At 37.3% G+C, this 24,512-nt stretch carries 23 protein-coding genes and 1 pseudogene; 7 read left to right on the forward strand and 17 right to left on the reverse strand.

Annotated elements, in window-relative coordinates:
• Positions 1-32: 32 nt before the first annotated feature.
• A complete protein-coding gene (locus tag AC07M3_RS03600; RefSeq protein WP_004642382.1) occupies positions 33-1,004 on the reverse strand; it encodes an NAD(P)H-dependent flavin oxidoreductase in 972 nt (323 codons plus the stop codon).
• Between the two features lie 286 nt (positions 1,005-1,290).
• On the opposite strand from AC07M3_RS03600, the gene AC07M3_RS03605 reads away from it, so the two are divergent.
• Positions 1,291-2,100 (forward strand): enoyl-CoA hydratase, encoded by an 810-nt coding sequence (locus AC07M3_RS03605; RefSeq protein ID WP_494566910.1) that lies wholly within the window; start codon positions 1,291-1,293, stop codon positions 2,098-2,100.
• 71 nt (positions 2,101-2,171) lie between these two features.
• Here AC07M3_RS03605 and AC07M3_RS03610 read toward each other — a convergent pair whose 3' ends face one another.
• Both AC07M3_RS03610 and AC07M3_RS03615 read right to left on the reverse strand, forming a co-directional pair.
• On the reverse strand, positions 2,172-3,017 hold the full coding sequence (locus tag AC07M3_RS03610) for an IclR family transcriptional regulator (protein WP_209734245.1): 846 nt from the start codon (positions 3,015-3,017) through the stop codon (positions 2,172-2,174).
• 175 nt (positions 3,018-3,192) lie between these two features.
• Complete coding sequence (locus tag AC07M3_RS03615) at positions 3,193-4,410, reverse strand: CaiB/BaiF CoA transferase family protein (RefSeq protein WP_494566538.1); 1,218 nt, start codon at positions 4,408-4,410, stop codon at positions 3,193-3,195.
• A 331-nt stretch (positions 4,411-4,741) separates the two neighbouring features.
• Here AC07M3_RS03615 and AC07M3_RS03620 point away from each other — a divergent pair, with 331 nt between their 5' ends.
• The gene (locus tag AC07M3_RS03620) at positions 4,742-5,893 is read left to right on the forward strand and encodes an acyl-CoA dehydrogenase family protein (RefSeq protein WP_494566539.1); all 1,152 of its coding nucleotides are present in this window, start codon (positions 4,742-4,744) and stop codon (positions 5,891-5,893) included.
• Positions 5,894-5,953: 60 nt separating this feature from the next.
• A complete protein-coding gene (locus AC07M3_RS03625; RefSeq protein WP_494566540.1) occupies positions 5,954-7,204 on the forward strand; it encodes an MFS transporter in 1,251 nt (416 codons plus the stop codon).
• A gap of 219 nt (positions 7,205-7,423) precedes the next feature.
• Here AC07M3_RS03625 and pobA read toward each other — a convergent pair whose 3' ends face one another.
• A complete protein-coding gene (pobA, locus tag AC07M3_RS03630) occupies positions 7,424-8,638 on the reverse strand; it encodes a 4-hydroxybenzoate 3-monooxygenase (protein WP_045436142.1) in 1,215 nt (404 codons plus the stop codon).
• 141 nt (positions 8,639-8,779) lie between these two features.
• On the opposite strand from pobA, the gene pobR reads away from it, so the two are divergent.
• Entirely contained in the window at positions 8,780-9,595 is an 816-nt protein-coding gene (gene pobR / locus AC07M3_RS03635) for an IclR family transcriptional regulator PobR (RefSeq protein ID WP_092705446.1), read from the forward strand.
• A gap of 162 nt (positions 9,596-9,757) precedes the next feature.
• Here the strand turns inward: pobR and AC07M3_RS03640 are convergent, their stop codons facing one another.
• From AC07M3_RS03640 to AC07M3_RS03665, 6 genes and pseudogenes are all read right to left on the reverse strand, one after another.
• Entirely contained in the window at positions 9,758-10,402 is a 645-nt protein-coding gene (locus AC07M3_RS03640) for a glutathione S-transferase family protein (protein WP_494566541.1), read from the reverse strand.
• Between the two features lie 220 nt (positions 10,403-10,622).
• Complete coding sequence (locus AC07M3_RS03645) at positions 10,623-11,180, reverse strand: TetR/AcrR family transcriptional regulator (protein WP_494566542.1); 558 nt, start codon at positions 11,178-11,180, stop codon at positions 10,623-10,625.
• Between the two features lie 871 nt (positions 11,181-12,051).
• Positions 12,052-12,609 carry a hypothetical protein gene (locus tag AC07M3_RS03650; protein ID WP_199991158.1) on the reverse strand — a complete coding sequence of 186 codons (558 nt, stop codon included), beginning with the start codon at positions 12,607-12,609 and terminating at the stop codon, positions 12,052-12,054.
• A gap of 56 nt (positions 12,610-12,665) precedes the next feature.
• Positions 12,666-13,499, reverse strand: a complete 834-nt coding sequence (locus AC07M3_RS03655) for a hypothetical protein (RefSeq protein WP_494566543.1) — start codon at positions 13,497-13,499, stop codon at positions 12,666-12,668.
• Between the two features lie 256 nt (positions 13,500-13,755).
• Positions 13,756-13,884, reverse strand: a pseudogene (locus AC07M3_RS03660) (gamma carbonic anhydrase family protein); the annotation flags it as partial.
• Positions 13,885-13,946: 62 nt separating this feature from the next.
• Positions 13,947-15,326 carry an L-serine ammonia-lyase gene (locus tag AC07M3_RS03665; protein ID WP_494566544.1) on the reverse strand — a complete coding sequence of 460 codons (1,380 nt, stop codon included), beginning with the start codon at positions 15,324-15,326 and terminating at the stop codon, positions 13,947-13,949.
• A gap of 466 nt (positions 15,327-15,792) precedes the next feature.
• Here AC07M3_RS03665 and AC07M3_RS03670 point away from each other — a divergent pair, with 466 nt between their 5' ends.
• Positions 15,793-16,416, forward strand: coding sequence for a hypothetical protein (locus AC07M3_RS03670; RefSeq protein WP_494566545.1), 624 nt, complete (start codon positions 15,793-15,795; stop codon positions 16,414-16,416).
• 73 nt (positions 16,417-16,489) lie between these two features.
• Here AC07M3_RS03670 and AC07M3_RS03675 read toward each other — a convergent pair whose 3' ends face one another.
• The 3 genes from AC07M3_RS03675 to AC07M3_RS03685 form a co-directional block, all read right to left on the reverse strand.
• The gene (locus AC07M3_RS03675) at positions 16,490-16,924 is read right to left on the reverse strand and encodes an I78 family peptidase inhibitor (RefSeq protein WP_003651098.1); all 435 of its coding nucleotides are present in this window, start codon (positions 16,922-16,924) and stop codon (positions 16,490-16,492) included.
• Positions 16,925-17,082: 158 nt separating this feature from the next.
• Complete coding sequence (gene soxR / locus AC07M3_RS03680; RefSeq protein WP_307010346.1) at positions 17,083-17,550, reverse strand: redox-sensitive transcriptional activator SoxR; 468 nt, start codon at positions 17,548-17,550, stop codon at positions 17,083-17,085.
• Between the two features lie 190 nt (positions 17,551-17,740).
• The gene (locus tag AC07M3_RS03685; protein ID WP_307010347.1) at positions 17,741-18,034 is read right to left on the reverse strand and encodes a hypothetical protein; all 294 of its coding nucleotides are present in this window, start codon (positions 18,032-18,034) and stop codon (positions 17,741-17,743) included.
• Between the two features lie 450 nt (positions 18,035-18,484).
• Between AC07M3_RS03685 and AC07M3_RS03690 the strand changes: the two genes are divergently transcribed.
• Positions 18,485-19,144 (forward strand): epoxyqueuosine reductase QueH, encoded by a 660-nt coding sequence (locus tag AC07M3_RS03690; protein WP_003651086.1) that lies wholly within the window; start codon positions 18,485-18,487, stop codon positions 19,142-19,144.
• Between the two features lie 277 nt (positions 19,145-19,421).
• On the opposite strand, the gene pdxR is transcribed toward AC07M3_RS03690, so the two are convergent.
• Positions 19,422-20,900, reverse strand: coding sequence for a MocR-like pyridoxine biosynthesis transcription factor PdxR (gene pdxR / locus AC07M3_RS03695; protein WP_307010348.1), 1,479 nt, complete (start codon positions 20,898-20,900; stop codon positions 19,422-19,424).
• A gap of 111 nt (positions 20,901-21,011) precedes the next feature.
• Here pdxR and AC07M3_RS03700 point away from each other — a divergent pair, with 111 nt between their 5' ends.
• Positions 21,012-21,467 (forward strand): GNAT family N-acetyltransferase, encoded by a 456-nt coding sequence (locus AC07M3_RS03700; RefSeq protein WP_307010349.1) that lies wholly within the window; start codon positions 21,012-21,014, stop codon positions 21,465-21,467.
• A gap of 93 nt (positions 21,468-21,560) precedes the next feature.
• Here the strand turns inward: AC07M3_RS03700 and AC07M3_RS03705 are convergent, their stop codons facing one another.
• From AC07M3_RS03705 to AC07M3_RS03715, 3 genes are all read right to left on the reverse strand, one after another.
• Positions 21,561-22,709, reverse strand: coding sequence for a winged helix-turn-helix domain-containing protein (locus tag AC07M3_RS03705; protein ID WP_494566546.1), 1,149 nt, complete (start codon positions 22,707-22,709; stop codon positions 21,561-21,563).
• A 129-nt stretch (positions 22,710-22,838) separates the two neighbouring features.
• Positions 22,839-24,020 carry a cyanate transporter gene (locus AC07M3_RS03710; protein WP_494566547.1) on the reverse strand — a complete coding sequence of 394 codons (1,182 nt, stop codon included), beginning with the start codon at positions 24,018-24,020 and terminating at the stop codon, positions 22,839-22,841.
• A complete protein-coding gene (locus AC07M3_RS03715) occupies positions 24,020-24,502 on the reverse strand; it encodes a nucleoside deaminase (RefSeq protein ID WP_494566548.1) in 483 nt (160 codons plus the stop codon). Before AC07M3_RS03715 ends, AC07M3_RS03710 begins: the two co-directional genes overlap by 1 nt.
• Positions 24,503-24,512: the final 10 nt, after the last annotated feature.

The following is a 24,512-nucleotide window of genomic DNA, read 5'->3' on the forward strand; positions in this document are numbered from 1 at the left end:
TCGTAATAAACGTTATGAGCTAAAGTTAAATTTTATAAAAGCCCTAATAAACGTCCACGAATAATATCTTCTGCATCTTTGACAATACGGCTGACCAATTCATCACAGGTCGGAATATCATGAATTAAACTTGCAACTAGCCCACATGACCATGCTCCAGCATTTACATCGCCATCTATCATGACTTTAGGATAAACCCCTGCAACCTCTTCAATAATATCTTCAAATTTAATGTTGTCGCCAAGCGCTTTTTCTTTCGCTACAATTTTTTCGACGGCCACATTATTCAGCACGCGCTCGGTGTTGCGTAAAGCTCGCATAATTAAACGGGTATCTCTTTCAGTTGCATTCAGAATTGCCTGTTTCACATTTGCATGTACAGGAGCTTCCTGAGTTGCAATAAAACGTGTTCCCATATTAATTCCATCTGCCCCCATGGCTAAAGCTGCCGCGAGTGAGCGTCCATCCGCCATCCCGCCTGAAGCAACAAATGGAATTTCTAAGGCATCGGCTGCTAAAGGCAATAGAATCATATTCGGTACATCATCTTCACCAGGGTGCCCACCACACTCAAAACCATCTACAGAAACTGCATCACATCCAATTTGCTGGGCTTTTAGGCTATGTCGAACAGAGGTACATTTATGAATAACTTTAATGCCAGCAGCCTTTAAATAAGGCATGACCTGTTCCGGATTACGACCCGCTGTTTCTACAACCTTTACTCCGCCCTTAATAATTGCTTCTACAAAACCCGGATAATCAGGTGTATTTACTGTCGGCAAGAAAGTTAAATTTACGCCAAAAGGTTTATCAGTCATTTCTCGACAGCGCGCAATTTCTTTTGCTAAATTTTCAGGCGTTCTTTGCGTCAGGCCAGTAATAATGCCTAATCCACCTGCATTTGAAACCGCAGCGGCAAGCTCCGCAAAACCGACATAATGCATACCACCTTGAATAATCGGGTGCTCGATTTCAAATAATTCTGTAATTTTGGTCTTCATCTTATTTCCACTCACTTTTTATCTACCTAGCTTCTGATTTCCTTAGCATGTCTAGGTACTTTATTACCAATAAATCCTGTAAATATTTTAAACTTACAAAGTTTAAAATTTCACAATACAAAATTACATACCACAATATAAAACAAATTAATTGATAACGGAATTTATTTTCGATAGGATCATCTTATTAAATTAAAGTTTTAACTTCAAATCTGTCTAAGAATATTTGGTTTGAATCAACAATAAAGCAAATATTTTTCAAATAGTTAAATAAAAGGAATGAATGATGCAGCAGGATGGTAAGAGTCAAAATAAATTGACAGTAGGTGTGATTAAGCAACATTTAGATAAAAATATACTCACACTAACAATGAGCAATCCCACCAAAAAGAATGCGATTAATTATGAAATGTATTCTGCACTCAGTCAGGCATTAGATGAGGCAGCAATCAATGAAGAAGTTCATGTTGTTATACTCACAGGCGAAGGCTCTGCATTTACCAGTGGCAATGATGTAAATGCATTCGAAACGCGTAATACAACCAGTACCGAACCACCCTCTTCGATTGTTTTCTTAAAAAGCTTGGCAACTTTTCCAAAACCAATTATTGCTAAAGTAAATGGTGTGGCTATTGGTATTGGCAGCACAATGCTTTTACATTGTGACCTCGTGTATGCAAGTCAAAACTCTATTTTCCAATTCCCATTTGTGAATTTAGGGCTAGTACCTGAAGCGGGTTCAAGTTACATCTTGCCAAGATTATTAGGTTTCGCTCGGGCTTCTGAAATTATTTTACTCGGTGAAAAATTCTCGGCAGGCCAAGCAAAAAATTATGGTTTAGTGAATGAAATATTTGAAGCAAACGAGCTTGATCAATTTGTTCAAGATATGGCAATCAAATTAGCTCACAAACCAAGCCAAGCATTACAACTGAGTAAAAAGTTGCTAAGAGATATGCCAATCGATGATCTATTAAATCGTATTGATCATGAGTCGACTATTTTCTCGCATTGTTTACAGGGTTCCGAGTTTAAAGAAGCCCTAAGCGCCTTCAAAGAAAAAAGAAAACCGAATTTTCATAAGCACGTCATTTGAAATACAACTTATGAAAAGGGCCAGCAATCAATATCTTTGCTGGCCTTTTTTAATTTCTTAATTCAGTACAATCAACTAATCTCAGTACGAATGTTATTCACCATATGTAAGAGACGTGGTGCAATATCTTCTTCAAGTTTTTCTCGGTTCATAATAAAGCTTGGACCGCCACAGTTGAACACCAGTAAACCATGTTGTTCATGAATCAGTGGAACTGCAACTGAGTTTACATCTTTATGCCATTCGCCAATTGAAAAACAATATCCAAAATCTTGGTAGTCTTTAAAAGCTTTGTCTAAATCACGATTAATCTTGATCCAGTCTTCTTTGTGCTTGGCACGAATGGCATCAAGCAAAAACTCTCTTTCATCTTCAGGCATTGCTGCCAAACACGCACGTCCCATCGAACTTAAATGAATCGGTAAATAGGTTCCGACCTGACGGCGCATGGTCATATTGCCTTTACCTTGTACTACGTCAAGATAAATCATATTGAGTCGATCACGTGTTGCCATTGCAACCGCAGCGCCAGCATAGTCTGCCAGATTTTTCATATATGGATGAGCAATAGAACGAATCGATACGTTAGAAAGCATCGAGTAACCAAAGGCAAGAACCCCAACTGAAAGTTGAAATTTGCTCGAATTGGGGACTTGTTTGATATAACCCAAACGAGACAAAGTGTGCGTTAGACGAGTAATGGTTGGCTTAGGTAAACCCGTCATTTGTGCGAGTTCTTGGTTTCCTAAATGCTGATGTTTTGGGGTAAAACAGCGTAATAGCTCTAAACCACGGGCTAATGCAGTAATAAATTGACGATCATTTTCATCCTGCATGTCTTGAATCGGATGTAATAATTCATGTCTTAAAGGCGCTAATAATTTTTCTGTTTGCTCTGCATCTACTGCATCATTCATATCTATACCAATCCACATTTTGTTTCGCACTGCGAAAATTATAATCTATTTTTTCTATAAATAGCAAAAAAGCAAACGTCCTAGTCTGCATCTAAAATATAACTTGATTTAAACCATTCAAGCGAAAGGCTAAATATTTTATTTTCTAATTTTAACCCTTCGCTTTCAGGCCAGCTTATGCAATCACGCCTTTTTTCTTAAGCTCATCTAATTTTTCCAGAGAAACGATTCGACCTAAAACCACTTGCGTATGTTCACCCAATAAAGGAGGAGCTGTTTTGTACTCAACAGGTGTTCTTGAAAGTTTGATTGGTGAACCAATGACCTTCAGTTTTTCACGTTGCGGGTGATTCATCTCGACCAACATTTCTCGGGCAATCACTTGTGGCTCTTGAAAAGCTTGTTCCAAGTTATTGATTACACCTACCGGAACTTTAGCAGCATAAATCGCATCTACCCATTCATCTGCTGTTTTAGTTAAGAAATGGTTTGATAAAATTTCGATAATTTCATCACGGTGTTTAATTCGGTCTGCATTTCGGGCAAAACGCGCATCATTGGGTAAATCGGGTAAACCAATACTTCTACAGAGCTGAATAAACTGAGTGTCATTTCCACATGCAATAATGAAATCACGGTCAGAAGCTTTGAACACTTGATAAGGCACAATATTGGCGTGCGCATTGCCATAACGCTTAGGGATATTACCCGATGAAAGATAATTCATTCCCTGATTTGCCATGGTCGCAATTTGGACATCAAGTAAGGCCATATCAATGTATTGACCTAAACCTGTTACATGACGGTTAAGTAAAGCAGCTTGTATGGCAATTGTAGAATAAAGTCCAGTCGCTAAATCAGAAAAAGCCACTCCTACTTTTTGAGGACCACCACCCGGTAAATCATCGCGCTCACCCGTGACCGACATCAGTCCGCCCATTCCCTGAATAATAAAGTCATAACCGGGTTCTTCAGCTCTCGGGCCATTTTGACCAAAACCTGTAATCGAGCAATAAACCAATTTCGGGTTAATTGTAGATAAAGACTCATAATCTAGGCCATATTTTTTCAAAGAACCCGCTTTATAGTTCTCAATCACCACATCTGTGTCTTGAATTAAAGCTTTAATCAATTCTTGACCATCAGGGCTGGCAATATCGATGGCAACTGATAGTTTATTGCGGTTTGTAGACTGATAATAAGCCGCTTCTTGAGTATCAAGTCCAGAGTCATCTTTCATCCAAGGTGGTCCCCAAGAACGGGTATCGTCACCTACTTTGGGTCTTTCAATTTTGATGACCTCTGCACCTAAATCGGCCAGCGTCTGTCCACACCAAGGCCCAGCCAATACCCGACTTAAGTCAAGCACCCGAATTCCATTTAAAGCACCCATCTTCATCCCACTCTATCTGGTGACTCATTTCCTATAGGAAAACTTATCCACTTAAAATTTCGCATAGCGATATATATTTTTAATATACACACCTCATTTTAAAAATCAAACTTTAATTTTCCACTAAAAATGATGATTTTTTATAAGAAAATATAGCTTAAATAAATCAATAAATTAGCTTATTATAAATCAATAACAATATATCGCATTGCGAAATTAATTTTCAAAATATATTGTTTTGCATCCATCCTTTGATTACTATCGCTTCAAATATTGATGATTTTACGAACATCACATTGATGTTCTTAGCATGTAGTAAAAGGATGAGACTATGATTCGAGATCAGGAAACCTTAAATCAACTTGTTGATATGATTCGACAATTTGTTGAAGGTGTATTAATTCCTCATGAGAATGAAGTCGCTGAAACGGATGAAATTCCTCAAGATATCGTTGAGCAAATGAAAGCGCTGGGCTTATTTGGTTTAACCATTCCTGAAGAGTACGAAGGCCTTGGACTTACAATGGAAGAAGAAGTCTATGTTGCTTTTGAATTAGGACGGACCTCTCCTGCTTTTCGTTCGCTTATTGGTACCAATAATGGCATTGGTTCAAGTGGTCTCATTATTGACGGTACAGAAACGCAAAAATCATTTTTCTTGCCACGTTTAGCTCGCGGTGAAGTAATCAGTTCTTTTTGCTTAACTGAACCAGATGCGGGTTCTGATGCTGCATCTTTAAAGACGAGTGCAGTAAAAGACGGCGACTTTTATATTTTAAATGGCACCAAACGCTTTATTACCAATGCTCCTCATGCTGGCGTATTTACAGTCATGGCACGCACAAGCTCTGATATTAAGGGTGCTGGTGGTATTTCTGCTTTTATTGTCGACAGTCAAACACCGGGTATTTCTCTTGGCAAACGCGATAAAAAAATGGGGCAAAAAGGCGCTCACACTTGTGATGTGATTTTTGAAAATTGTCGTATTCCTGCTTCAGCACTCATTGGTGGAGTTGAAGGCGTTGGCTTTAAGACTGCCATGAAAGTTTTAGACAGGGGCCGCTTGCATATCGCTGCATTGAGTGTTGGCGCCGCGACAAGAATGCTAGACGATTCTTTAAAGTATGCCATCGAACGTAAGCAATTTGGGCAACCCATTGCCGAATTCCAACTCATTCAAGCCATGCTTGCCGATTCAAAAGCTGAGATTTATGCAGCCAAATGCATGGTGTTAGACGCTGCACGCCTACGTGATGCAGGACAAAACGTAAGTACCGAGGCCTCATGCGCAAAAATGTTTGCAACCGAAATGTGTGGTCGAGTTGCAGATCGCTGCGTACAGATCCATGGCGGTGCAGGTTACATCAGTGAATATGCGATTGAACGTTTTTATCGAGATGTTCGCTTGTTCCGCCTCTATGAAGGAACTACCCAAATTCAACAAATGATTATTGCCCGAAACATGATTCGCGCTGCGTCTTAATCAATTTTAAGCACTTTCAAACGACTTGAAGTGCTTTCAATCAAATGTAGGTAATGGATTATGGCTACAAATTACAAAGAAGGTCTTTCACGCATACAACCACATACGTGGAAAATCGCATTTATTTTTGCCTTTCTGGCACTATTGGTTGATGGTGCAGATTTGATGCTGCTGTCTTATAGCTTAAATAGTATTAAGGCAGATTTTGGATTAAGTTCAGTACAAGCAGGCATGCTCGGCAGTTTTACTTTAGCAGGTATGGCTGTTGGTGGAATTTTTGGCGGTTGGGCATGCGATAAATTTGGTCGCGTCCGCATTGTTGTTATTTCTATTTTAATTTTCTCACTCCTCACCTGTGGCTTAGGTTTTACTCAGAGCTTTCTTCAATTCGGTATTTTAAGATTTTTTGCCTCACTTGGACTTGGCTCGCTCTACATTGCGTGTAATACCTTGATGGCTGAATATGTCCCGACACGTTACCGCACAACAGTACTCGGAACTTTACAAGCGGGTTGGACAGTTGGATATATTGTTGCAACATTACTTGCAGGTTGGATTATTCCAGATCATGGCTGGCGCATGCTATTTTATGTTGCGATTATTCCGGTCATTATTGCTGTTCTCATGCATATTCTTGTACCTGAACCAGAAGCATGGCAAAAGTCACGACTTCAACAACCTGTTACAACGCAAAACACTCCGAAAACATCGGCATTTAAACTTATTTTCCAAGATAAACAGAACCGTAATATGTTTATCCTTTGGGCATTAACCGCAGGTTTCTTACAGTTTGGTTATTATGGGGTAAACAACTGGATGCCTTCTTACCTAGAAAGTGAGTTAGGTATGAAGTTTAAAGAAATGACTGCCTATATGGTCGGTACTTATACCGCCATGATTTTAGGTAAAGTCCTTGCCGGCATGATGGCAGACAAACTAGGTCGTCGTTTTACCTATGCCTTTGGTGCCATTGGTACTGCTATTTTCCTACCTCTAATTGTTTTTTATAACTCTCCAAGCAATATTTTATATTTACTCGTTACCTTCGGTTTCCTATACGGTATTCCTTACGGCGTAAATGCAACCTATATGACTGAAAGTTTTGCGACAGCCATCCGCGGTACAGCAATTGGCGGCGCTTATAATGTTGGTCGTCTTGGAGCAGCCCTTGCACCTGCCACAATTGGCTTCTTAGCGTCTGGTGGTTCTATTGGTTTAGGTTTTGTCGTAATGGGAGCTGCCTACCTGATTTGTGGTGTGATCCCCGCTCTATTCATTAAAGAAAAATTATATGACCCACAAAAGTCGTAAAGAGATCTATCACATAGGTTATGTGCCTATATGGTGATGGTTCTAACGGTCTAAACATGTGTTTTAAACCGTTAGAAGGAAATAAGGAATCTACTCCGCAAGGTTGCTCCTTATTTCCAAACATGTAGAGTTTATCTACTCTTCATTTTAATTTTTTAGGTAAGCTTAGTTCCCAAGGGAGCTAAGCTTAAAAAGAAGGTTCTTTCATTATCTAGAAAATCAACTTGCATGCTTAAAACTATCAATTTGCTTAATCTCATACGGTAAACCGACATAGTTTTCAGCCAATGTCGTTCTACCTGCAATCGACCCAAGTACATAACTTAGTTCGGCTTGTTTAATCTTATGATCAAACTCACTTTCAGTTTCAAAGCGATGTAATAAATGAGTCATCCACCAAGAAAAACGCTCTGCTTTCCATACACGTTGTAGGCATTTCTCTGAGTATTCATCAATACCCTGTTCAGAACCCTCAACATAATATTCAACAAGCGCACTTGATAAATAAGCAATATCGGAAGCCGCGAGATTTAGGCCTTTTGCTCCTGTCGGTGGAACAATATGTGCAGCATCACCTGCTAAAAATAGTTTTCCGAAACGCATTGGCTCAGTCACAAAGCTACGTAACGGCGCAATACTTTTTTCAATAGAAGCCCCAGTCACTAGCTTTTCACGGCTTTCAGGGTCTAGGCGGTTTTTTAACTCATCCCAGAACTTTTCATCCGACCAGTCTTCTACATGATCGGTTAAAGGGACTTGTAAATAATAACGGCTACGCGTTTCAGAACGCATACTGCATAAAGCAAATCCACGTTCTGACTGTACGTAAATCAATTCATCGGCTACAGGTGGAACATCTGCCAACACCCCTAACCAGCCAAACGGATAAACTTTTTCAAAAGTCTTAATTTTATCTTCGGGTACGCTGGCACGACAGACACCATGATAGCCATCACAACCTGCTATAAAGTCACACTCAATTTGAAAAGCTTTACCTTGGTACTCAAACTCAACTTTTGGTGCAGTGTAGAAATCTTTAACCTGTACATTTTGAGCTTCATAAAATGAAGTCAGTTTCTCTGCTTCACGCGCAGTCATCAGGTCTTTAGTCACTTCGGTTTGACCATATACGGTCACTTGTTTTCCACCTGTTAGTGCCGCCAAATCAACCCGATGTTTTACACCATTGGTTAAGATTTCAATGCCTGAATGCGGTAATCCTTTGTCTTTTAAATTTTGGTCAACGCCTGCTTGTTTAAGTAAGTCGACCGAAACTTGCTCTAAAATTCCTGCACGGATCCTTGAAGCCACATATTCAGCACTACGTTGCTCAACAATAATATGGTCGATCCCAGCTTTATATAGAAGTTGCCCAAGCAATAACCCTGCTGGTCCAGAACCAATAATTGCAACCTGTGTCTTTAAAATATCCATAACTTCATCCTTGTTTCATCCTGACTTTTAAAGTACTGGCTTTAAGTTTTGTGCACTATGTATCCAAGACGAAAATAACCGTTTATCATTTAGTTTGTCCGAATAGCGGACAGAAACACCCCAAATAACAGGAATGAAAGGATGCCTTCTCTCGATGCTTTTTTAGAACACCCGAACTCGCATGAGAAAATTCGTCAAGAAGACTACATTGCAGGGTTAGCAAAAGGCTTAGCTTTACTGGAAGCTTTTGGAACAGATCGGCAACGGCTCAATGTGACTCAAGTGGCCGAGCGAACTGGCATTAGTCGCACGGCGGCAAGACGTTATCTAAAAACTTTAAAATACTTAGGCTATTTAGAAACAGATGAACATTACTTTTGGCTCACTCATCGTGTGCTGCGCTTTTCAAGTTCTTATTTAAGCTCTGCTCACCTACCCAAAGTTGCTCAATCATTTTTAAATCTTTTGTGTGCGCAGACATCTCTTACTTTTTCGATTGTGGTGCTGGACGATAACGAAGTTGTGCCGATTGCCCGTAGTTATTTACCGCAGCAAGATAATTTACGTGTGAGCCCTTATGGCATGCATTTAGGAAATCGACTCCCTGCCCATGCAACTTCCACAGGTAAAGTGTTACTTGCAGCATTGTCTGAAGAAGCTCAGCACACATGGGTAAAAACCTATGGCTTAAAACGCTTAACCCCTTTTACCATTGTAGATGAGTCAAAGTTTTTTGAAGTGCTTAAGGGCATTTCGTTATCGGATTATTGTCTTTCTAAAGAAGAACATGAGCTTGGTGTGATTGCGATTGCAGTGCCTGTTTTTAATGCACAAGGTCAAGCGGTGGCAGCGCTTAACTGCATGTCTCAAACCAACCGTGTACAAGAAGATTATTTAGTTCAGCAAATTTTGCCATTGCTGCGGAACACGGCAAATGAACTCAGAAATGTGATTTAAATAGACATAGAAACTCTTGTCATCAATTAGAGGTACAAGAGTTTCAACTCATAATTTTAAATGGCGAATTCTTTAACTCGCTAGTCTGCCAGAACTAATGAAAGAACGAATACGAGCCAATTGAGCAGCTAAACAATATTGAAAAAATTACTTACAGCAATTTTAGGCATTGATTCGACGAGGAAGATTTTGTTCAATAGACATGGCTTTTTTCCAGCTTTCTAAGTTTTCTAGACTTTTTACATATTGTTCAATATTAAGATATTTTGATCGAATATTTAAAGAATTAATTAGTCCATAGACTACGAAACCAATCATAAAATCTGCACCCGTTAAGCAATTGTCTACTAAGAATTTTTTGCCTACTAATTGTTGATCTAAATATGAGAATACTTTATCAAACTCAGCATGCGCATATTGATCCAAGAACTTTAATTGAGTGCCACTTTTTAGCTCAATCGAATTAAAAATATTTAATAAATATGGAACCATAGCCGAACTTTCTGAAAAATGAATCCATTGTAAATAATCAAGATAACTGTCTGAATCTTTCGCGGGCATAAGTTGAGGAGCAAACTTTTCAATCAAAATTTCTACAATAGCACCAGATTCAGCAATTACTTTTCCATCGAGCTCTATCACAGGTGATTTTCCTAAAGGATGAATGTTTTTTAATTCTTGAGGTGCAAGATTTGTAGTTTTATCTCGAAAATAACTTTTTAATTCATAAGGTTGATTAATTTCTTCAAGTAACCACAGAATGCGAAATGAGCGTGAAGCATTTAAATGATGAAGAATAATAGACATTAATTTTCTCTTTTAAACTAGAAGGTCAACAAAGTGAGGCCTCACTATATAGACTCATAGACGACCGGTCTAATATTTTTTGTTATCAGCCCGGCATTTGTCTGATTAAGTAATAAAGTAAATGTGTTAAAAACATAAAAAAACCACATCCGTAGATATGGTGACAAATTGGCTTTTAATTTTATCGACTGTCTAGCGCATTCTGAGGCCTCAAATTACATCAACTACCTAAACTACGCAAAAAACAATCCAGTACCTTTTCCCGATCGATTGCCCCATCTGAACTTAAAAGCTGAATAATTGCGCCTTCAATCATATATAAAAATAGCTTTGCATCTTGAAAAGTCGCATCGGTTTTAAGTGCTCTAAGCTGACTATAGATTTCATTAAGCAGCCATGTTCTATATTTAATTGCAACTTGATAAGCGTTTGGATAGGTCAGTTTCGTTTCAAAAATGGCTTTAAATAGTAAGTAGTAAAGCCCCTCTACATCGGTATGTAAGAAATAAAGTTTTTTAAGTTTGTCCTTCACGCTTGTGCCTTGGTCGTACTCAGCAATTGAAACCACTTTTTCTTTTAAGCGCTCTTTTTGCACGATCAAGCAGATTTCAATAAACCGCTCTTTAGAGTGAAAGTAGTTATAAAAAGTCCCTTTTGGAATTCTGCACTCTTTCAGAATTTTATCGACCCCAACGGTATGAAATCCGTAATGGTGAAACAAATAAATAGACGTATTAACGACTTGTATAGCACGGGAGGAAAGCACTAAATTTGGCATAGTTTTACCGTTATAAATTCTTGTTGTTTCTAAATGAGATACTTTTTTGGGAGAAAAAAAGGCATAGCAAAGCCGTAAAGACTGTGCGTGGCACATCTCAAGTTTGTTATTGCTAAGTTTTAAGTAAAAAGACTTAAAGCCTGAAAACCTTAAGGCAATCAAGCTGCTTTATTTTTTAAGCTGTGTCGTTATAGCTTTTGGCATCGAGAGCCAAGAAATAATGGATGTGCAAAGCCAACTCCTTTTTATTGGGAGTTCTGCCGACATTAAAATTATGGTGGCAGAACGAGAAAGGGTTCGCGGACTGGTTTCGACTCCAGCACACCCAAAGGTGTCCCTCTCCCGTCCTACCGCTACGGGAGGAGACGAGGAGTTTTCACATAAGACTATTCCTCAGAAGAAATAATCCTGATGTGGTCGAAAAAATCGGTCCGCGACGACCGACTGGCAATGTGGCCAGCAGGCAAAGGATAAGCTTCACATTTATTGCAGTCAAGCACGCAAACTGCCATTTGATTTAAATTAAATCATTAAAAAAGTAAGGCTAAATAATGGAGGAGTTATTGTTAAGTGGGGGTTATAAAATATTTATATAAAGCTAAACGTCTATTATTCGAAATGAATTATCTTTTCCGTTAATATAAAGAATAGTTTTTTTCAAAAAAACCATCTAGAGTGATTTTAAATTTCTTGAATTTTTAAAATTAAAAATACTGCTTACTAATATATAAATCTGATCAATGGCTATTAATTAGTCATGAATCACATTTAACATCTTATAGCAATTTATCCAACACTAAAGGTTCGACTCTATTTTATAGAGCCATATTAAAAATAGGCCACTAGATTTTAATGGCCCACTCTAAAATAATTATGGTTGTGTTGTTTGATTATGGCTATTTAGCGAAGTAGCAGCCTTGATGGCTTCACTCATTAACTCTTTGACAGCGCCTTGGTCTAAATGTCCTGCTCCTGCTTCCATGCAGATATGAAATAAAGCAACATTCAAGAAAGAGGTATTCACATTATCACGACCACTAAGTTTGGTAAGGCTTTCAATAGTTTTTAATGTTTGAGTAAGTTCCGCTCCACTCAACTTTCCTGTCAGTTCACCAAGCTTGGCTGTTAAAGCATTTTCTACACTACGAGATTTCGCTACATCTGCGTTAACAATACAAGCGGATGGCACTCCTAGTCCATTTGCTGGATTTTTAAATACATATGCAGCATTACTGTCAGTTGTCCAAGCGTAAATTTTATCTGGTTGCTTTTGGCTTTCCACTGGATTTAATGACACAAAGCTTATAGATGGCTTATTAGGCCCATATTTAAGTTCCCAAAAAGATGTACAGCCTGATGTCGCAGCGATCGCGATAATGCAAAATAGCTCACCAAATAATTTCCTATTTAAAGTATTTAATTGATACATAAGAAATATCCTTATATAACGTCAATTATTACAAACTCTTAAATAAAGAATTGTAATTATTGAGAACACTTTTTAAGCTGATTAATACCGCCAAACTCTTTTAATACAACAGCACCTTTTTGTTGAATGTTGTTGTACCAAGTCTGAGTTTCAGCTATTGGTGGCACTACAGTCTGAGGAAAGACAACTGTCAGCACTGGGTCATCAATACGAGATTTAGCTCGACTAACGTCATTGCGTATTTTAATGGGGTTACTTCCTAAATCCTCATGTAACTTAATTGATGCTTCACCTAATCCACCTCCATCTCCAAATACACCGAATGCATATTTATTTGTTTTCGCACGATAAACTAAAGCTACTGTTCCTGGTTTTATACTGTATTTCTTAACGAATTGTGAATTAAGTACAACATAAGGAATTTTTGTAGCGTCAACAAAACGTCGTTGAGTTTCTTTTGGTGTATTAGGAATCGTTACCGACGTTTGGCTTATATAGGCTTTTTTAGGAAATGGATCACCATCTTTTTGAATTAATGGTTTATTTTTTTTATCAGTCATAAAACCAAATATAGCTACTTGGCTATAATCATTGGTTTTCTGCGCACGTGCCCACGCAGCGTTACATTTTTCTTGCCAATTATTTGGATTTGATTTTGGTGTAATTCTTTTTCCATTCTCTAGAGCAACTACACCATCACATGTATAAGATAGCCCTTTTCCATCTACAAAATAAGAATTGGGTGCACCATCAGCATCGATATTCAATACGCTTGACTTGAATAGAACAGCACTACCGACACTCCAAGGTTGCCCAGAACCAGACGAATTACCACAGGTCATGTCTTTTGCTGTAGTCAGTGTTGATAAACAAGTAATCGTAATTATCACAAAACTTTTATTCATTTCTATGTACTCCATATATTTATTATAAAATACTCATTATGCCCCCTTATCTTTATTCTTTTTTAAATTATATACCCATAAAACTAAAACAATTAAAAAAAATTAATATAAAAAAACTATTAAAAATTTTAAATTCCAAAAGACTAATTAAATTAACTAAAAAACCACCACATTAAAATCTAAAAAACAAACAAGATCCAACTTACCCCTTATAGATTATTAAGATTCGTGAAAATAGCCATTAAACACTATCTTGTTTAATCTGATAGTTTGAAGAACTAAAGTCCTTATAGCTAAGGCGGTCTTCTATTTCTAATGTTAAAAGCTGAACTTCTTGCATTGAATTTAAACATCGCTGCGCAAGTTTAATTCAGGCTCGCCCTGCTTAATGTTTAAAATGAGATGGGGTCACCTCGTCCCCATCTCACTTTTTTAGCACTCAATTGCATTAACAGCGAGGCCACCTTTTGAAGTCTCTTTATATTTCTCAGACATATCTCTGCCAGTTTCCTTCATGGTCTGGATAACTTTATCGAGCGTCACAAAATGCTCGCCCTCATCATGAAGTGCCATTTGTGCTGCATTAATGGCTTTTACTGCTGCAATTGCATTTCGTTCAATGCAAGGAACCTGAACCAAACCACCAATCGGGTCACACGTTAAACCTAAGTTATGTTCAAGCCCGATTTCAGCTGCATGCTCTACTTGTTCAGGTGAAGCACCTAAAATCTCGGCTAAACCTGCCGAAGCCATCGCACACGCCGAGCCGACTTCGCCCTGACATCCCACTTCTGCACCAGAAATAGACGCATTGAGTTTACATAAAATCCCAACTGCCGCCGCACTTAGAAAAAAACGAACCACTTTGTCTTCTGAAAAGTCTTTAGAAAAAGTCACATAATAATATAAAACTGCCGGAATAATTCCTGCCGCACCATTTGTGGGAGCTGTCACCACTCGACCACCAGCAGCATTTTCTTCATTTACGGCTAATGCAAATAAATTGACCCATTCCATGGCATGAAAAGTCGTTACAATCAGGTTTGAATTTTTCTTATTCAATAATTTATCGTGAATTTTTTTGGCCCGACGTTTTACGTTTAATCCACCCGGTAATATTCCTTCATTAATTAATCCATTATGAATGCACTGCTGCATCACTTTCCATATATCCATAATCTTGGCGCGAATCTCACTTTCACTGCGCCAGCTTTTCTCGTTTTCAAGCATTAACTCACTTATCGATAAATGATGCGTTTTACACAATTTTAAAAGTTCTGCTGCACTATGAAATGGATATGGAACCTTAATTTCACCAGTCTCAGACTGGGTTTGTGTTAATTGCTTTTGAGTAACAATAAAACCACCACCAATCGAGTAATACGTTTCAGCATATAAAATTTCTTCCGCCTCGTTATAAGCAATCAGTTCCATTGCATTTGGGTGATGAGGCAAAGATTCATCTAAAAAAAGCAAATCACCCTTATAGTTAAAAGAAATACTCTTTTGCTTATCGAGCTGGATCGTTTTATTTTCAAGAACATCTTCAATCAAACTTGTACTTACTTGAGTATCGATATGTTCAGGATCAAAACCCATTAATCCTAAAAGAATAGCTTTATCTGTCGCATGACCAACACCAGTTGCTGCAAGCGAACCGTATAACTTAATCTGAACTCGAAACGTCGTTTGTAGATCATTTTGCTTAACTAAATCATCCACAAAACTACAAGCTGCTCGCATTGGCCCAACCGTATGGGAGCTAGATGGGCCTACACCAATTTTAAAAAGATCAAATACACTTATAAACACAGGGATCCTACCTTCAATTCATTATTATTCGTATGTTCGTCATTATTGTGTCCTTTCGGATAACTCTAAAATTATCATTAAGCCGAGTACAAATCACGAATAACTATTGGTTAGCAGCGCAAAAAGACAACGTTTGAACAATCAACATCGATCGGTTTAATCAAAAATATAAATTGTGGAGCTTTTATCCCCTAATAGATATTCTAGAAATAGTCTTTAAATAAGCACGCCAATTTGTATAAATAAAAAACCACAAATATTAGCCATTAGTCGCACCTCTCTATTTTTATTCATTTTTGCTGGTAAAGTGTTTTACATGGTTTGATACAACCTACTTAACTCAGATGCATAATTCACCTGTTACCGCATCTGATGTTTTTCAGCCTCTAGTCCGCTAGAGGCTTTTTTTATTATTGATTTAAAGCCTGATATATTAAATTTATAGAAATAATGAAAGAGAAGAAAAATGAGTCGAATTTTAAAATTAAGTATTCTAAGTTTTCCGGTTTTATTCTTGAGTGGCTGTATTGGTTGTTATAACCCAACAGGTTGTAACCGTGATGATTCGCCTTATTTCTATACGACCCAAATAACTCAAGCCAAAGGTGTAACTGTTCCAGTTGGAACAAAACTGGTTTATAAATCTCAAAAGTCAAAACAGAAAAATGAACAAACTGCTCCACTTAAAGAAGAAAATATAACCTCGATAAAACTACCAAAAGATACTGCTATTCTTTGGGGAGGAATGCCCACCAATCATCTGCTTCAATTTGCTAATTCGGAAATGCAGGGATTTACCGCCTACCGAGCCCAAGAAGTTCCTGCCGTATATTCCAATCAATTTTTAAAACTCTGGAAAGAATGTGATAGTGATTTAGATATCTCTATCAAAAATAAAAATGACTGGAGTTTTAACCCAGCAAATATGAAAATTATTGGATGCGGAATTAACTATCAAGAAAGAGCTTCATACAACACCAACAATTCAAGCCAAGATAAAGTTGATATTTTTCTAATCAACATTAACAAGGCTTTACAACAACTACCTCAACAAAAAGAATATCCAGTCATTCACTATTCCCAAAATTAAAGTCGTAAAAAAGCCCGCATTTCAGCAGGCTTTTTTATTTCAAAATTCGGTCTATTAGCTTTTAATTAAAAAGTTAGCCACATGTTGCATTCGTAATTTTTTTAGAAGCTGGATCAATGGTGACTGTAACTCGGTTAGTACGATAATCCATAGTCATCGGTTGACCCGGAGCAACTTTACGCACAATTTCTGATTGAGTCTTTTGTTTAATTTGATCATCAGTAAGGCCAGATTGCCCCACTAATTTTTGAGCTTCTTCTGCTACACAGTTCGCTTGATTGTCACGGAATAATTTCCATTCTTCTACAACTTGGCCATTTGGTAAATGACAATAGCCGACCTGACCATTTGCTTCATTTCTAATTTCTAATTTTCCACCTTGTTCAACACAATATTGGCTAGCTGGATTTGGTGAACCAATTTTTGGTGGAGTCGGATCTTTATGTTGTACAGACGAGCAAGCCGTTAATGAAACAAGTGCCAAGCCAAGAAAGAGAATTTTTTTCATAATTTTTTGCTTCTTACTAAAAAAACTAAAGATATCAAAAAATTTCATATTCCATGTCACTTCTTTACAATAAAAAACTCACTTGAATGTTCTAACAAAATAAATTTAATTTATTGGAAATTAAGATATTCCCAATTAAAAGCAATTTTTGAAATATTCTATTCAGGTCTTTCTAAAATTCGTGGCCCCGATCCTTCTTGTCCTAAAATATCTTCAGGATTTCTTAATGGACATTGCTCTAATGATAAACAGCCGCAGCCAATGCACCAGTCCATTTCATCTCTTAAGCGAGTTAATTTTTGAATTCGATCATCCAGATTTCCTCGCCAATGACTCGATAGATCCTTCCATTGCTTGGCTGTTAATTTACTACCTACAGGATACTGACTTAAAGCCTCTTTAATTTCATTTAAAGGAATACCCACTCTTTGAGCGACTTTAATAATCGCAATATATCTTAAAATAATTAAGGGATACCGACGTTGATTACCATTTGTTCTTATACTTTTTATAAGCCCTTTCGCTTCATAAAAATGTAGGGTCGAAACAGGAACTCCACTCCTTTTTGCAACTTCACCCACAGTCAAAACTCGACTAGAGTCAGCTTTTTTATTTTCACTCATCATGATTGACCTTAACTTTACTTGAGGTTTATAAGAGAGCGCTTTTATTTTGTCAAATAAATAACATAGATTTTCTTATACACTATGAGCTACCCCCCAAGGTATAGGTCTTATCTGTAAAAGCTGATGACAAAATGGATCTGATAATTAATTCAATCTATAAAATAACTTGCTGTCATTTAAATTTAAGACATTAGTTTTGTAGAGTAAACGAACATCCACAAATCCAAAACATGTTGTAAACGAAAGGCATGGGTGCACCTAATGGATAGACTTTTATCTGCTCGATCTTATAAGTTTTTTTACGTGACTCAATGTGTAATATATTATCGTAACGGGCAACCACAACTCCCTTTTTATATAATTTTTTCCTTTCATTCTTTGCGTCAAATTTATATACCAAAAAGTAAACTTTTTCTCCTACACCGATCTTTGAATGATTAACCATAATGTAACCATTACAATACTTACATTGCCAATCTTCCATATCTCAAATTATCACACGCTTAAATTAAAAAAACACACTGAATTTTATAGTATAGATTTATTAAAGATATAAATCTAAAAAAATATTTTAATTGAAAAAATAAGGTTTATTTGTGACACATATCACAATAAAAAATTCAAATTATATTCAGATACATCAATCACTTATCAAAAATATTTAAGGTTTATTATTTTTAAATATATAAAACCCATCCATAATTTATTTAATTATATAGTATATTTAGCAATAACTTTAAATTTAATTATAAATCTAGCCTCAATATATAACATGACATTTATTTAATTATTTACATTCAATTTAACCTTAAATATAACAATAGATTTTTTTAAAATATTAAATTAATTTCACAGTAAAATTGAAAATAATTCATTTCACATTATACAAATAATAAATATATAATTAATGGCATTACAATTTAATTTTTTTATTATGTCAACTCAACGTTTAAAATTAGAACTCCCTTCTGGACACGATCAACTATTACTTCACTCTTGTTGTGCTCCTTGTTCAGGAGAAGTTATGGAAGCATTAATCGACTCAGAAATTAAATTTTCAATATTTTTTTATAATCCTAATATTCATCCAGTAAAAGAATATTTAATCCGCAAAGAAGAAAATATTCGTTTTGCAGAAAAGCATAATATTCCATTTATCGATGCAGACTATGACACTGACAACTGGTTTGCCCGAGCAAAAGGGATGGAAGATGAACCTGAACGTGGCATTCGTTGTACCATGTGTTTTGATATGAGATTTGAACGAACTGCCCTTTACGCACATGAACACGGCTTTAGTCTCATCAGTAGTTCGTTAGGAATTTCTCGTTGGAAAAATATGGCGCAAATCAATGACTGCGGAATTCGCGCTGCTGCTCACTATCCTGAAATTCAGTACTGGGACTATAACTGGCGTAAAAATGGTGGCTCAAGCCGTATGATTGAAATCAGTAAACGAGAAGAATTTTATCAGCAAGAATATTGTGGCTGTGTATATTCTTTACGAGATACTAACCGCTGGCGTATGGGTAATGGGCGTGATCGTATTAAACTAGGTGTTAAGTTTTACAGTAATGCCATGGAAGAAGATTAATTTTTACTTCTCTTAAAAAATTAATTAATTTGTTCTTAGCTATATTTATTTTTTATAAAAAAAGAGCCACATCTGGAGAATGTGGCTAAAAGGTGTACTAAATAAGCTTTGATGTAGTTAGATTAATTGTGCTAGCTTAAAATAATATTAATTAAAATTAATTTTTAAAAATTTTAATAGCATTCCTATTTTCATATAACCAATTGATCGTCATAAAAATTTGCATTCAAGTATTTGAATAATGATTAAATTTATGTAAATAGCATAACTTAGGCTATTATTTAGCTTTTAAATATTGTGCAATTTTTTGAATGTTTTCAATAATTTCATTAGGTGTGTGGGCTGCATAGCCAATAAGTACAGCGGCCTTCTTGTTTGGCATCTGACAATATCTTGATAACGGCTGAACAGCTAAGTTTAGAGCTGAGCACTGATCAATAAATTCTTGCTCTGTCCACGCACCTTTTAACCAGCACACTGCATGAATACCTGAATCGGTTGGTTGAACATCGAGCACATCGGAAAGATGCTCATCAATAGCTTTAATCAATGCTTGTTGACGCTCATGGCATGCTTTTCTAACTTTACGCACGTGCCGAGCATAGAGGCCTTTTTGTATAAATAGAGACAAAGCCACCTGCTCTAAATAAGAACTTCGAACATCCGTATAATATTTGGCCGCACTAAACGTTTCGATCAATGCTTCAGGTACAACCATGAATCCTAACCGAAACTCAGGAAACATCATTTTGGTAAAAGTGCCAGAGTAAATAACTCTTTGCTGCTGATCTAAGCCTTGTAAAGCTTGAATGGGGTGTGTGCCATAGCGAAACTCACTATTATAATCATCTTCAAAAATCCATTTCCCTTGTTGGCATGCCCAATCGAGTAACGCAAAACGGCGAGCTAAACTTAAAGTTCCACCTACAGGAAACTGATGTGAGGGTGCGGTATAAACAAGTTTGCTTTTTGAATAATGATCTGTAATGTCAGAGATTCGCATTCCCTCTTCATCACTCTCGATCAAATTTACTTTCGCACCAAAACTTCTAAAAATATTAAAAGCTGCGTCGTAGCCTGGTTCATCTAGGCACACCTCATCATTTACTTGAAGTAAAGCGTAGCCAGCTAAATGAATTGCCTGCTGCGTCCCATTTACAATAATGATTTGCTGTTCATTGCAGTTCAGACCTCGGGTGGAACGGACATACTCACAGATTGCCTGACGCAATGGTAAATAGCCCCGCGAGTCGTGAAATTGACCCAGTTGATAATAAGATTGTCGCCAAGCTTTTGTTAATAATTTCCCCCAAAGCTGATGAGGAAATAAATCAATACAGCCCACTCCCACATGGAACATTTTTTTCTTTTGACTTGACCATGACTGTTCTCGCCATGAAGTTAATAAACCTTCAAAATTCGGATTAATATTTAAGGATTGGGGCTTTTTTTCAACACATGAATTTAGGTCTTGCTGAATACCAATTAATTGATCTGGAATCACTTCGGCAACGTAGGTACCTGAACTTGGCTTAGTAAATAAATAGCCCTCATCAAGTAACCGTTCAAGAGCAGCTAACACAGAGTTTCGTGAAATCGACATCATCTCTGCTAAAGCACGACTTGAGGGTAATTTTGTTCCAGCACTAAGTCTTCCATCTAAAATAGCATCACGCAAAGCAGAATATAGTCCATCTTTAATCTGGCCCTTTGGCAAAATCAAATGTGGAAAAGATGCAGAAATCGAAGTTGCCATAACAAACTGGTACTGTAGAAAATATCAAAAGTGTATCTTATAAAAATACCACTATCAAAACTACACTCTTGTTTTCGACTTTCTAGAACTTTAAAACAGAGTGTAATTATTATGCAAAATCAAGATATTCAGATTGTCCCTATTCAGCAGCAGGACTATTCGCAATGGGAAAAATATTGGCTTGCTTATCAAAATTTCTATCAGGTAAATTTACCCCTTCATGTTACTAAAGTGACTTGGGAGCGCTTTTTCGATGAAAATGAACCCGTTTATTGTGCTGTTGCCAAACAAGGCGAGCAAGTTTTAGGAATTGTGCATTATGTTATTCATCGTTCAACATGGGCAGAGAATAATTATTGTTATTTAGAAGACCTGTTTGTTTCACCTGAAGTCCGTGGCCAACACATTGGTAAGCAACTCATTGAATATGTACAAAAGCAGGCAATTGAGCATAACTGTGACCGTTTATATTGGCACACTCAAGAAATCAATCACACAGCTCAAAAACTTTATGACTGGATTGCACAAAAACCAGGAATAATTGAATATCGTATGCCTTTAATGTAAATCAATTGAAAACACCAAAAGCTGTAGTAATTCTTTTGGTGTTTTATCTTAAATAAACTTTATTTAAGACCAACATAGCTCCCTGCTTACACCTTAGCGAATGAGCTTGATGACTTTGTCATTAATGATGGTGCATTGATTAAACTCTGCAAAGCGCTTGATCTCTTGCTCTAATTCAAAAAAGAAAAGCTCTTTATCCTTGATTGTTTTTTCTAGATGTAGACTAATAACTTCTAACTCTTTTACTGTCCGATGTGCTTTGCAATCTATGCGGCCCACTAGCTCATCTTGATAAAGAATAGGTAAGCAAAAATAACCAAATACCCGTTTGGCCGCTGGCACATAGCATTCGATCCGATAATCAAATTCAAATAAAGAGGTTAAGCGGTCACGATGAATCAGCGAGTTATCAAAAGGCGAAAGTATTTTTAATCCAAAATCAGTATTCACGTTTTGTTCTATTGCAGTTACATCGACATATAGAGTTTGCCCATCGTCAAGTTTAATTGCTGATACTACACCTGCGTCGATCTGCTCCTTCAGCACGACACTCATCGTTTCTTTTAAGTCTTTTCCCTTTAAATGAACCAATTGCTTCCATGTAAATGCACCATGTGCTCGAAGCGTAGTATTAAATAAATACTGCGCATATTCATGAAGCGTAGGCATACTTAAATCAATATTTTCAGGTAAGCAGCGTTCGGTCAAATCATAGAATTTTTCCATTCCATTACGCTCACAGATCATCAGATCCCCCTGCATATATAACTGCTCAAAAGCACGGCGACCTGGACCTGTATTCCACCAATTTCCCAAACTCTTTTTATTATTCTTATCAATATCGCGTAGTCGAATTCTACCTTCTGCACGAACGCGGGCTAAGATCTCATTCATGAGATGTTGATCACCTCTATTGAAATAACGGCTTTCCCCTTGCCTGACCGACATCATGGCAGGCAGTGCATAACGGTAGTCTTTCATAGGAAGATAAGACGCCGCATGATACCAATATTCAAAAATCTGACGCTCTCGAACCAAATTATTTAAATGACTTAAATCATAATCAGGCACTCGACTCCACAATATATGGTGATGAGCTCGCTCAACGACTGATATGGTATCAATCTGCACATAACCCAAATGCTCAATAACCTGTAAAGTCCCATCCACACCTTTTGCAAACGGGCTAATCTTTCCTAAGCCTTGATTAAATAGAGCCAAACGTTTTAAAGATGAAGTCATAGAAATCAAATATTGTTGTATTCATTTAGAAGCGGAAAAATTTCAGTTTTATCCTATCACTATTTTATAATTTACTTGTGATTTAGCATCAGTAATTCTTTATAAAAGAATCTCGGCCAACTCAACATTTTACAAACTCGCCTTAAAATAACTTTTAGGTGCCAATCTAATCACTAAAATAACAACCAATATCACACTGGCTAAATGAAAAAGCCATCCTGCTTTGTAAGCTCCCGTAAGATCATGCAAAATTGCAATAATCCATGGCGGGATTGCAGCCAGTAAAAAACCACCACCTTGCATCAGTGCAGATAAAGCACCTGCATGAATTGGTTCATCAAAATAGTCCAATGCGACTATAAGCATTAATGCAAAGCATCCTCCCAAGCCAACGCCTAAACAAATTACCCAAAGAATAGAGGCAAACTCAGGCATAAAAGCAATTCCTGAAAAGCCGATCATTTGCATCGCTAACGTAAACCATAGCCATGGACGTCGGTCTTTATATTTCCTAGCTAAAATAGGCAAAATGAGCGCTGAAGCTGCTTGGCTCAAGGCCAGAAAAGCAAGTAATTTTCCACTTTGTGCTGCGCTCCAGCCCTGATCTTGAAAAGAAGGCGCTAACCAAGCTACGACTGATGAGTAGCCACCATTTACAAGTCCGAAGCACATCATTAATAACCATGTTCGAGGTTGATTTAACAACTTTCTTACAGGCACACGATGAATGGATAAGCTAACTTTTGTAGGTAAAAAAGCCAGCGCTAATATAAATGCAAATAAAGCTGGAATTGCAAAAAAAGCAAGTCCAACAGACCATAAACCCGTTATATTTGAAACTACAGGCGCTAACCATGCACCTAATGCTCCGCCTCCCATAAGCATGGCTGAGTAAAGACCCATCATCGGACCAATATGTTGGCTAAATTCTCGTTTAATCATGCCGGGAAATGCCGCTTGTATCATCGCGACTCCAAATCCAATTACTATGGCACTAAGAATTAATCCTTCGGCAGTAGGAAAGAAAAATCGGAAAGCACATCCCGCACAAATGGTCAGCAATGCACCAAGAATAGCGCTTCGTTCGCCGATAAAGTTTTGCAATATTGGCCCAACAAATGCAACGATTCCCATAAACATCATCGGTAGTAAAGTGAGTAGTGCTACCCCTTGTAAGCTTAAGCCAGTGGCTGTTCGAATATTGGCAATCAATGGCCCAATACTTGTTATAAAAGGTCTTAAATTAAGGCCAACCAAAGCCACTGTCACAATGAGGATGGGACGGGTCAAAAAAACGCCAGACTGCTTCATTATTCTGAGCCTGAATGATTGGCTTGATAATTCTTCCAATACGCATAAAGATCAGTGCGGTTTTCAACTCTGATCGGTATATATTGGATTTTCATTGATTGCTCAGCAAACGGTTTCGCAAGCTCAATATATATTTCAGCTGTAGACAGACCAAATGATGTCCCGTCTTGATTAGAATAAGCATAGCTAACCGACTTTATACCGGCTAAACGCATTGCAGCCATACACATTGGGCATGGATGTCCACTTGCATACACAGAACAGCCTTCTAGGTTGGCAGATCCTAAAACTTGACTGGCTGCACGAATCGCCAGTAATTCAGCATGTGCTGTTGGATCATTCGTTGTCAGAATCTGATTTACGCCTGAAGCAATAATTTCTCCATTCTTTACAATCACAGCGCCAAATGGTCTGCCACCTTTTTCAATATTGTTATAGGCAAGCTCAATCGCTTTACGTAAAAACTGTTCACCTTTTTCCATCACATACTCT

Source organism: Acinetobacter sp. GW821-FHT09D10 (assembly GCF_059416285.1).

Coding starts and splice junctions, on each gene's coding strand:
- AC07M3_RS03600 (WP_004642382.1), bottom strand. CDS start 1,004: ATGAAGACCAAAATTACAGAATTATTTGAAATCGAGCACCCGATTATT.
- AC07M3_RS03605 (WP_494566910.1), top strand. CDS start 1,291: ATGCAGCAGGATGGTAAGAGTCAAAATAAATTGACAGTAGGTGTGATT.
- AC07M3_RS03610 (WP_209734245.1), bottom strand. CDS start 3,017: ATGAATGATGCAGTAGATGCAGAGCAAACAGAAAAATTATTAGCGCCT.
- AC07M3_RS03615 (WP_494566538.1), bottom strand. CDS start 4,410: ATGGGTGCTTTAAATGGAATTCGGGTGCTTGACTTAAGTCGGGTATTG.
- AC07M3_RS03620 (WP_494566539.1), top strand. CDS start 4,742: ATGATTCGAGATCAGGAAACCTTAAATCAACTTGTTGATATGATTCGA.
- AC07M3_RS03625 (WP_494566540.1), top strand. CDS start 5,954: ATGGCTACAAATTACAAAGAAGGTCTTTCACGCATACAACCACATACG.
- pobA (WP_045436142.1), bottom strand. CDS start 8,638: ATGGATATTTTAAAGACACAGGTTGCAATTATTGGTTCTGGACCAGCA.
- pobR (WP_092705446.1), top strand. CDS start 8,780: ATGCCTTCTCTCGATGCTTTTTTAGAACACCCGAACTCGCATGAGAAA.
- AC07M3_RS03640 (WP_494566541.1), bottom strand. CDS start 10,402: ATGTCTATTATTCTTCATCATTTAAATGCTTCACGCTCATTTCGCATT.
- AC07M3_RS03645 (WP_494566542.1), bottom strand. CDS start 11,180: ATGCCAAATTTAGTGCTTTCCTCCCGTGCTATACAAGTCGTTAATACG.
- AC07M3_RS03650 (WP_199991158.1), bottom strand. CDS start 12,609: ATGTATCAATTAAATACTTTAAATAGGAAATTATTTGGTGAGCTATTT.
- AC07M3_RS03670 (WP_494566545.1), top strand. CDS start 15,793: ATGAGTCGAATTTTAAAATTAAGTATTCTAAGTTTTCCGGTTTTATTC.
- AC07M3_RS03675 (WP_003651098.1), bottom strand. CDS start 16,924: ATGAAAAAAATTCTCTTTCTTGGCTTGGCACTTGTTTCATTAACGGCT.
- soxR (WP_307010346.1), bottom strand. CDS start 17,550: ATGATGAGTGAAAATAAAAAAGCTGACTCTAGTCGAGTTTTGACTGTG.
- AC07M3_RS03685 (WP_307010347.1), bottom strand. CDS start 18,034: ATGGAAGATTGGCAATGTAAGTATTGTAATGGTTACATTATGGTTAAT.
- AC07M3_RS03690 (WP_003651086.1), top strand. CDS start 18,485: ATGTCAACTCAACGTTTAAAATTAGAACTCCCTTCTGGACACGATCAA.
- pdxR (WP_307010348.1), bottom strand. CDS start 20,900: ATGGCAACTTCGATTTCTGCATCTTTTCCACATTTGATTTTGCCAAAG.
- AC07M3_RS03700 (WP_307010349.1), top strand. CDS start 21,012: ATGCAAAATCAAGATATTCAGATTGTCCCTATTCAGCAGCAGGACTAT.
- AC07M3_RS03705 (WP_494566546.1), bottom strand. CDS start 22,709: ATGACTTCATCTTTAAAACGTTTGGCTCTATTTAATCAAGGCTTAGGA.
- AC07M3_RS03710 (WP_494566547.1), bottom strand. CDS start 24,020: ATGAAGCAGTCTGGCGTTTTTTTGACCCGTCCCATCCTCATTGTGACA.
- AC07M3_RS03715 (WP_494566548.1), bottom strand. CDS start 24,502: ATGGAAAAAGGTGAACAGTTTTTACGTAAAGCGATTGAGCTTGCCTAT.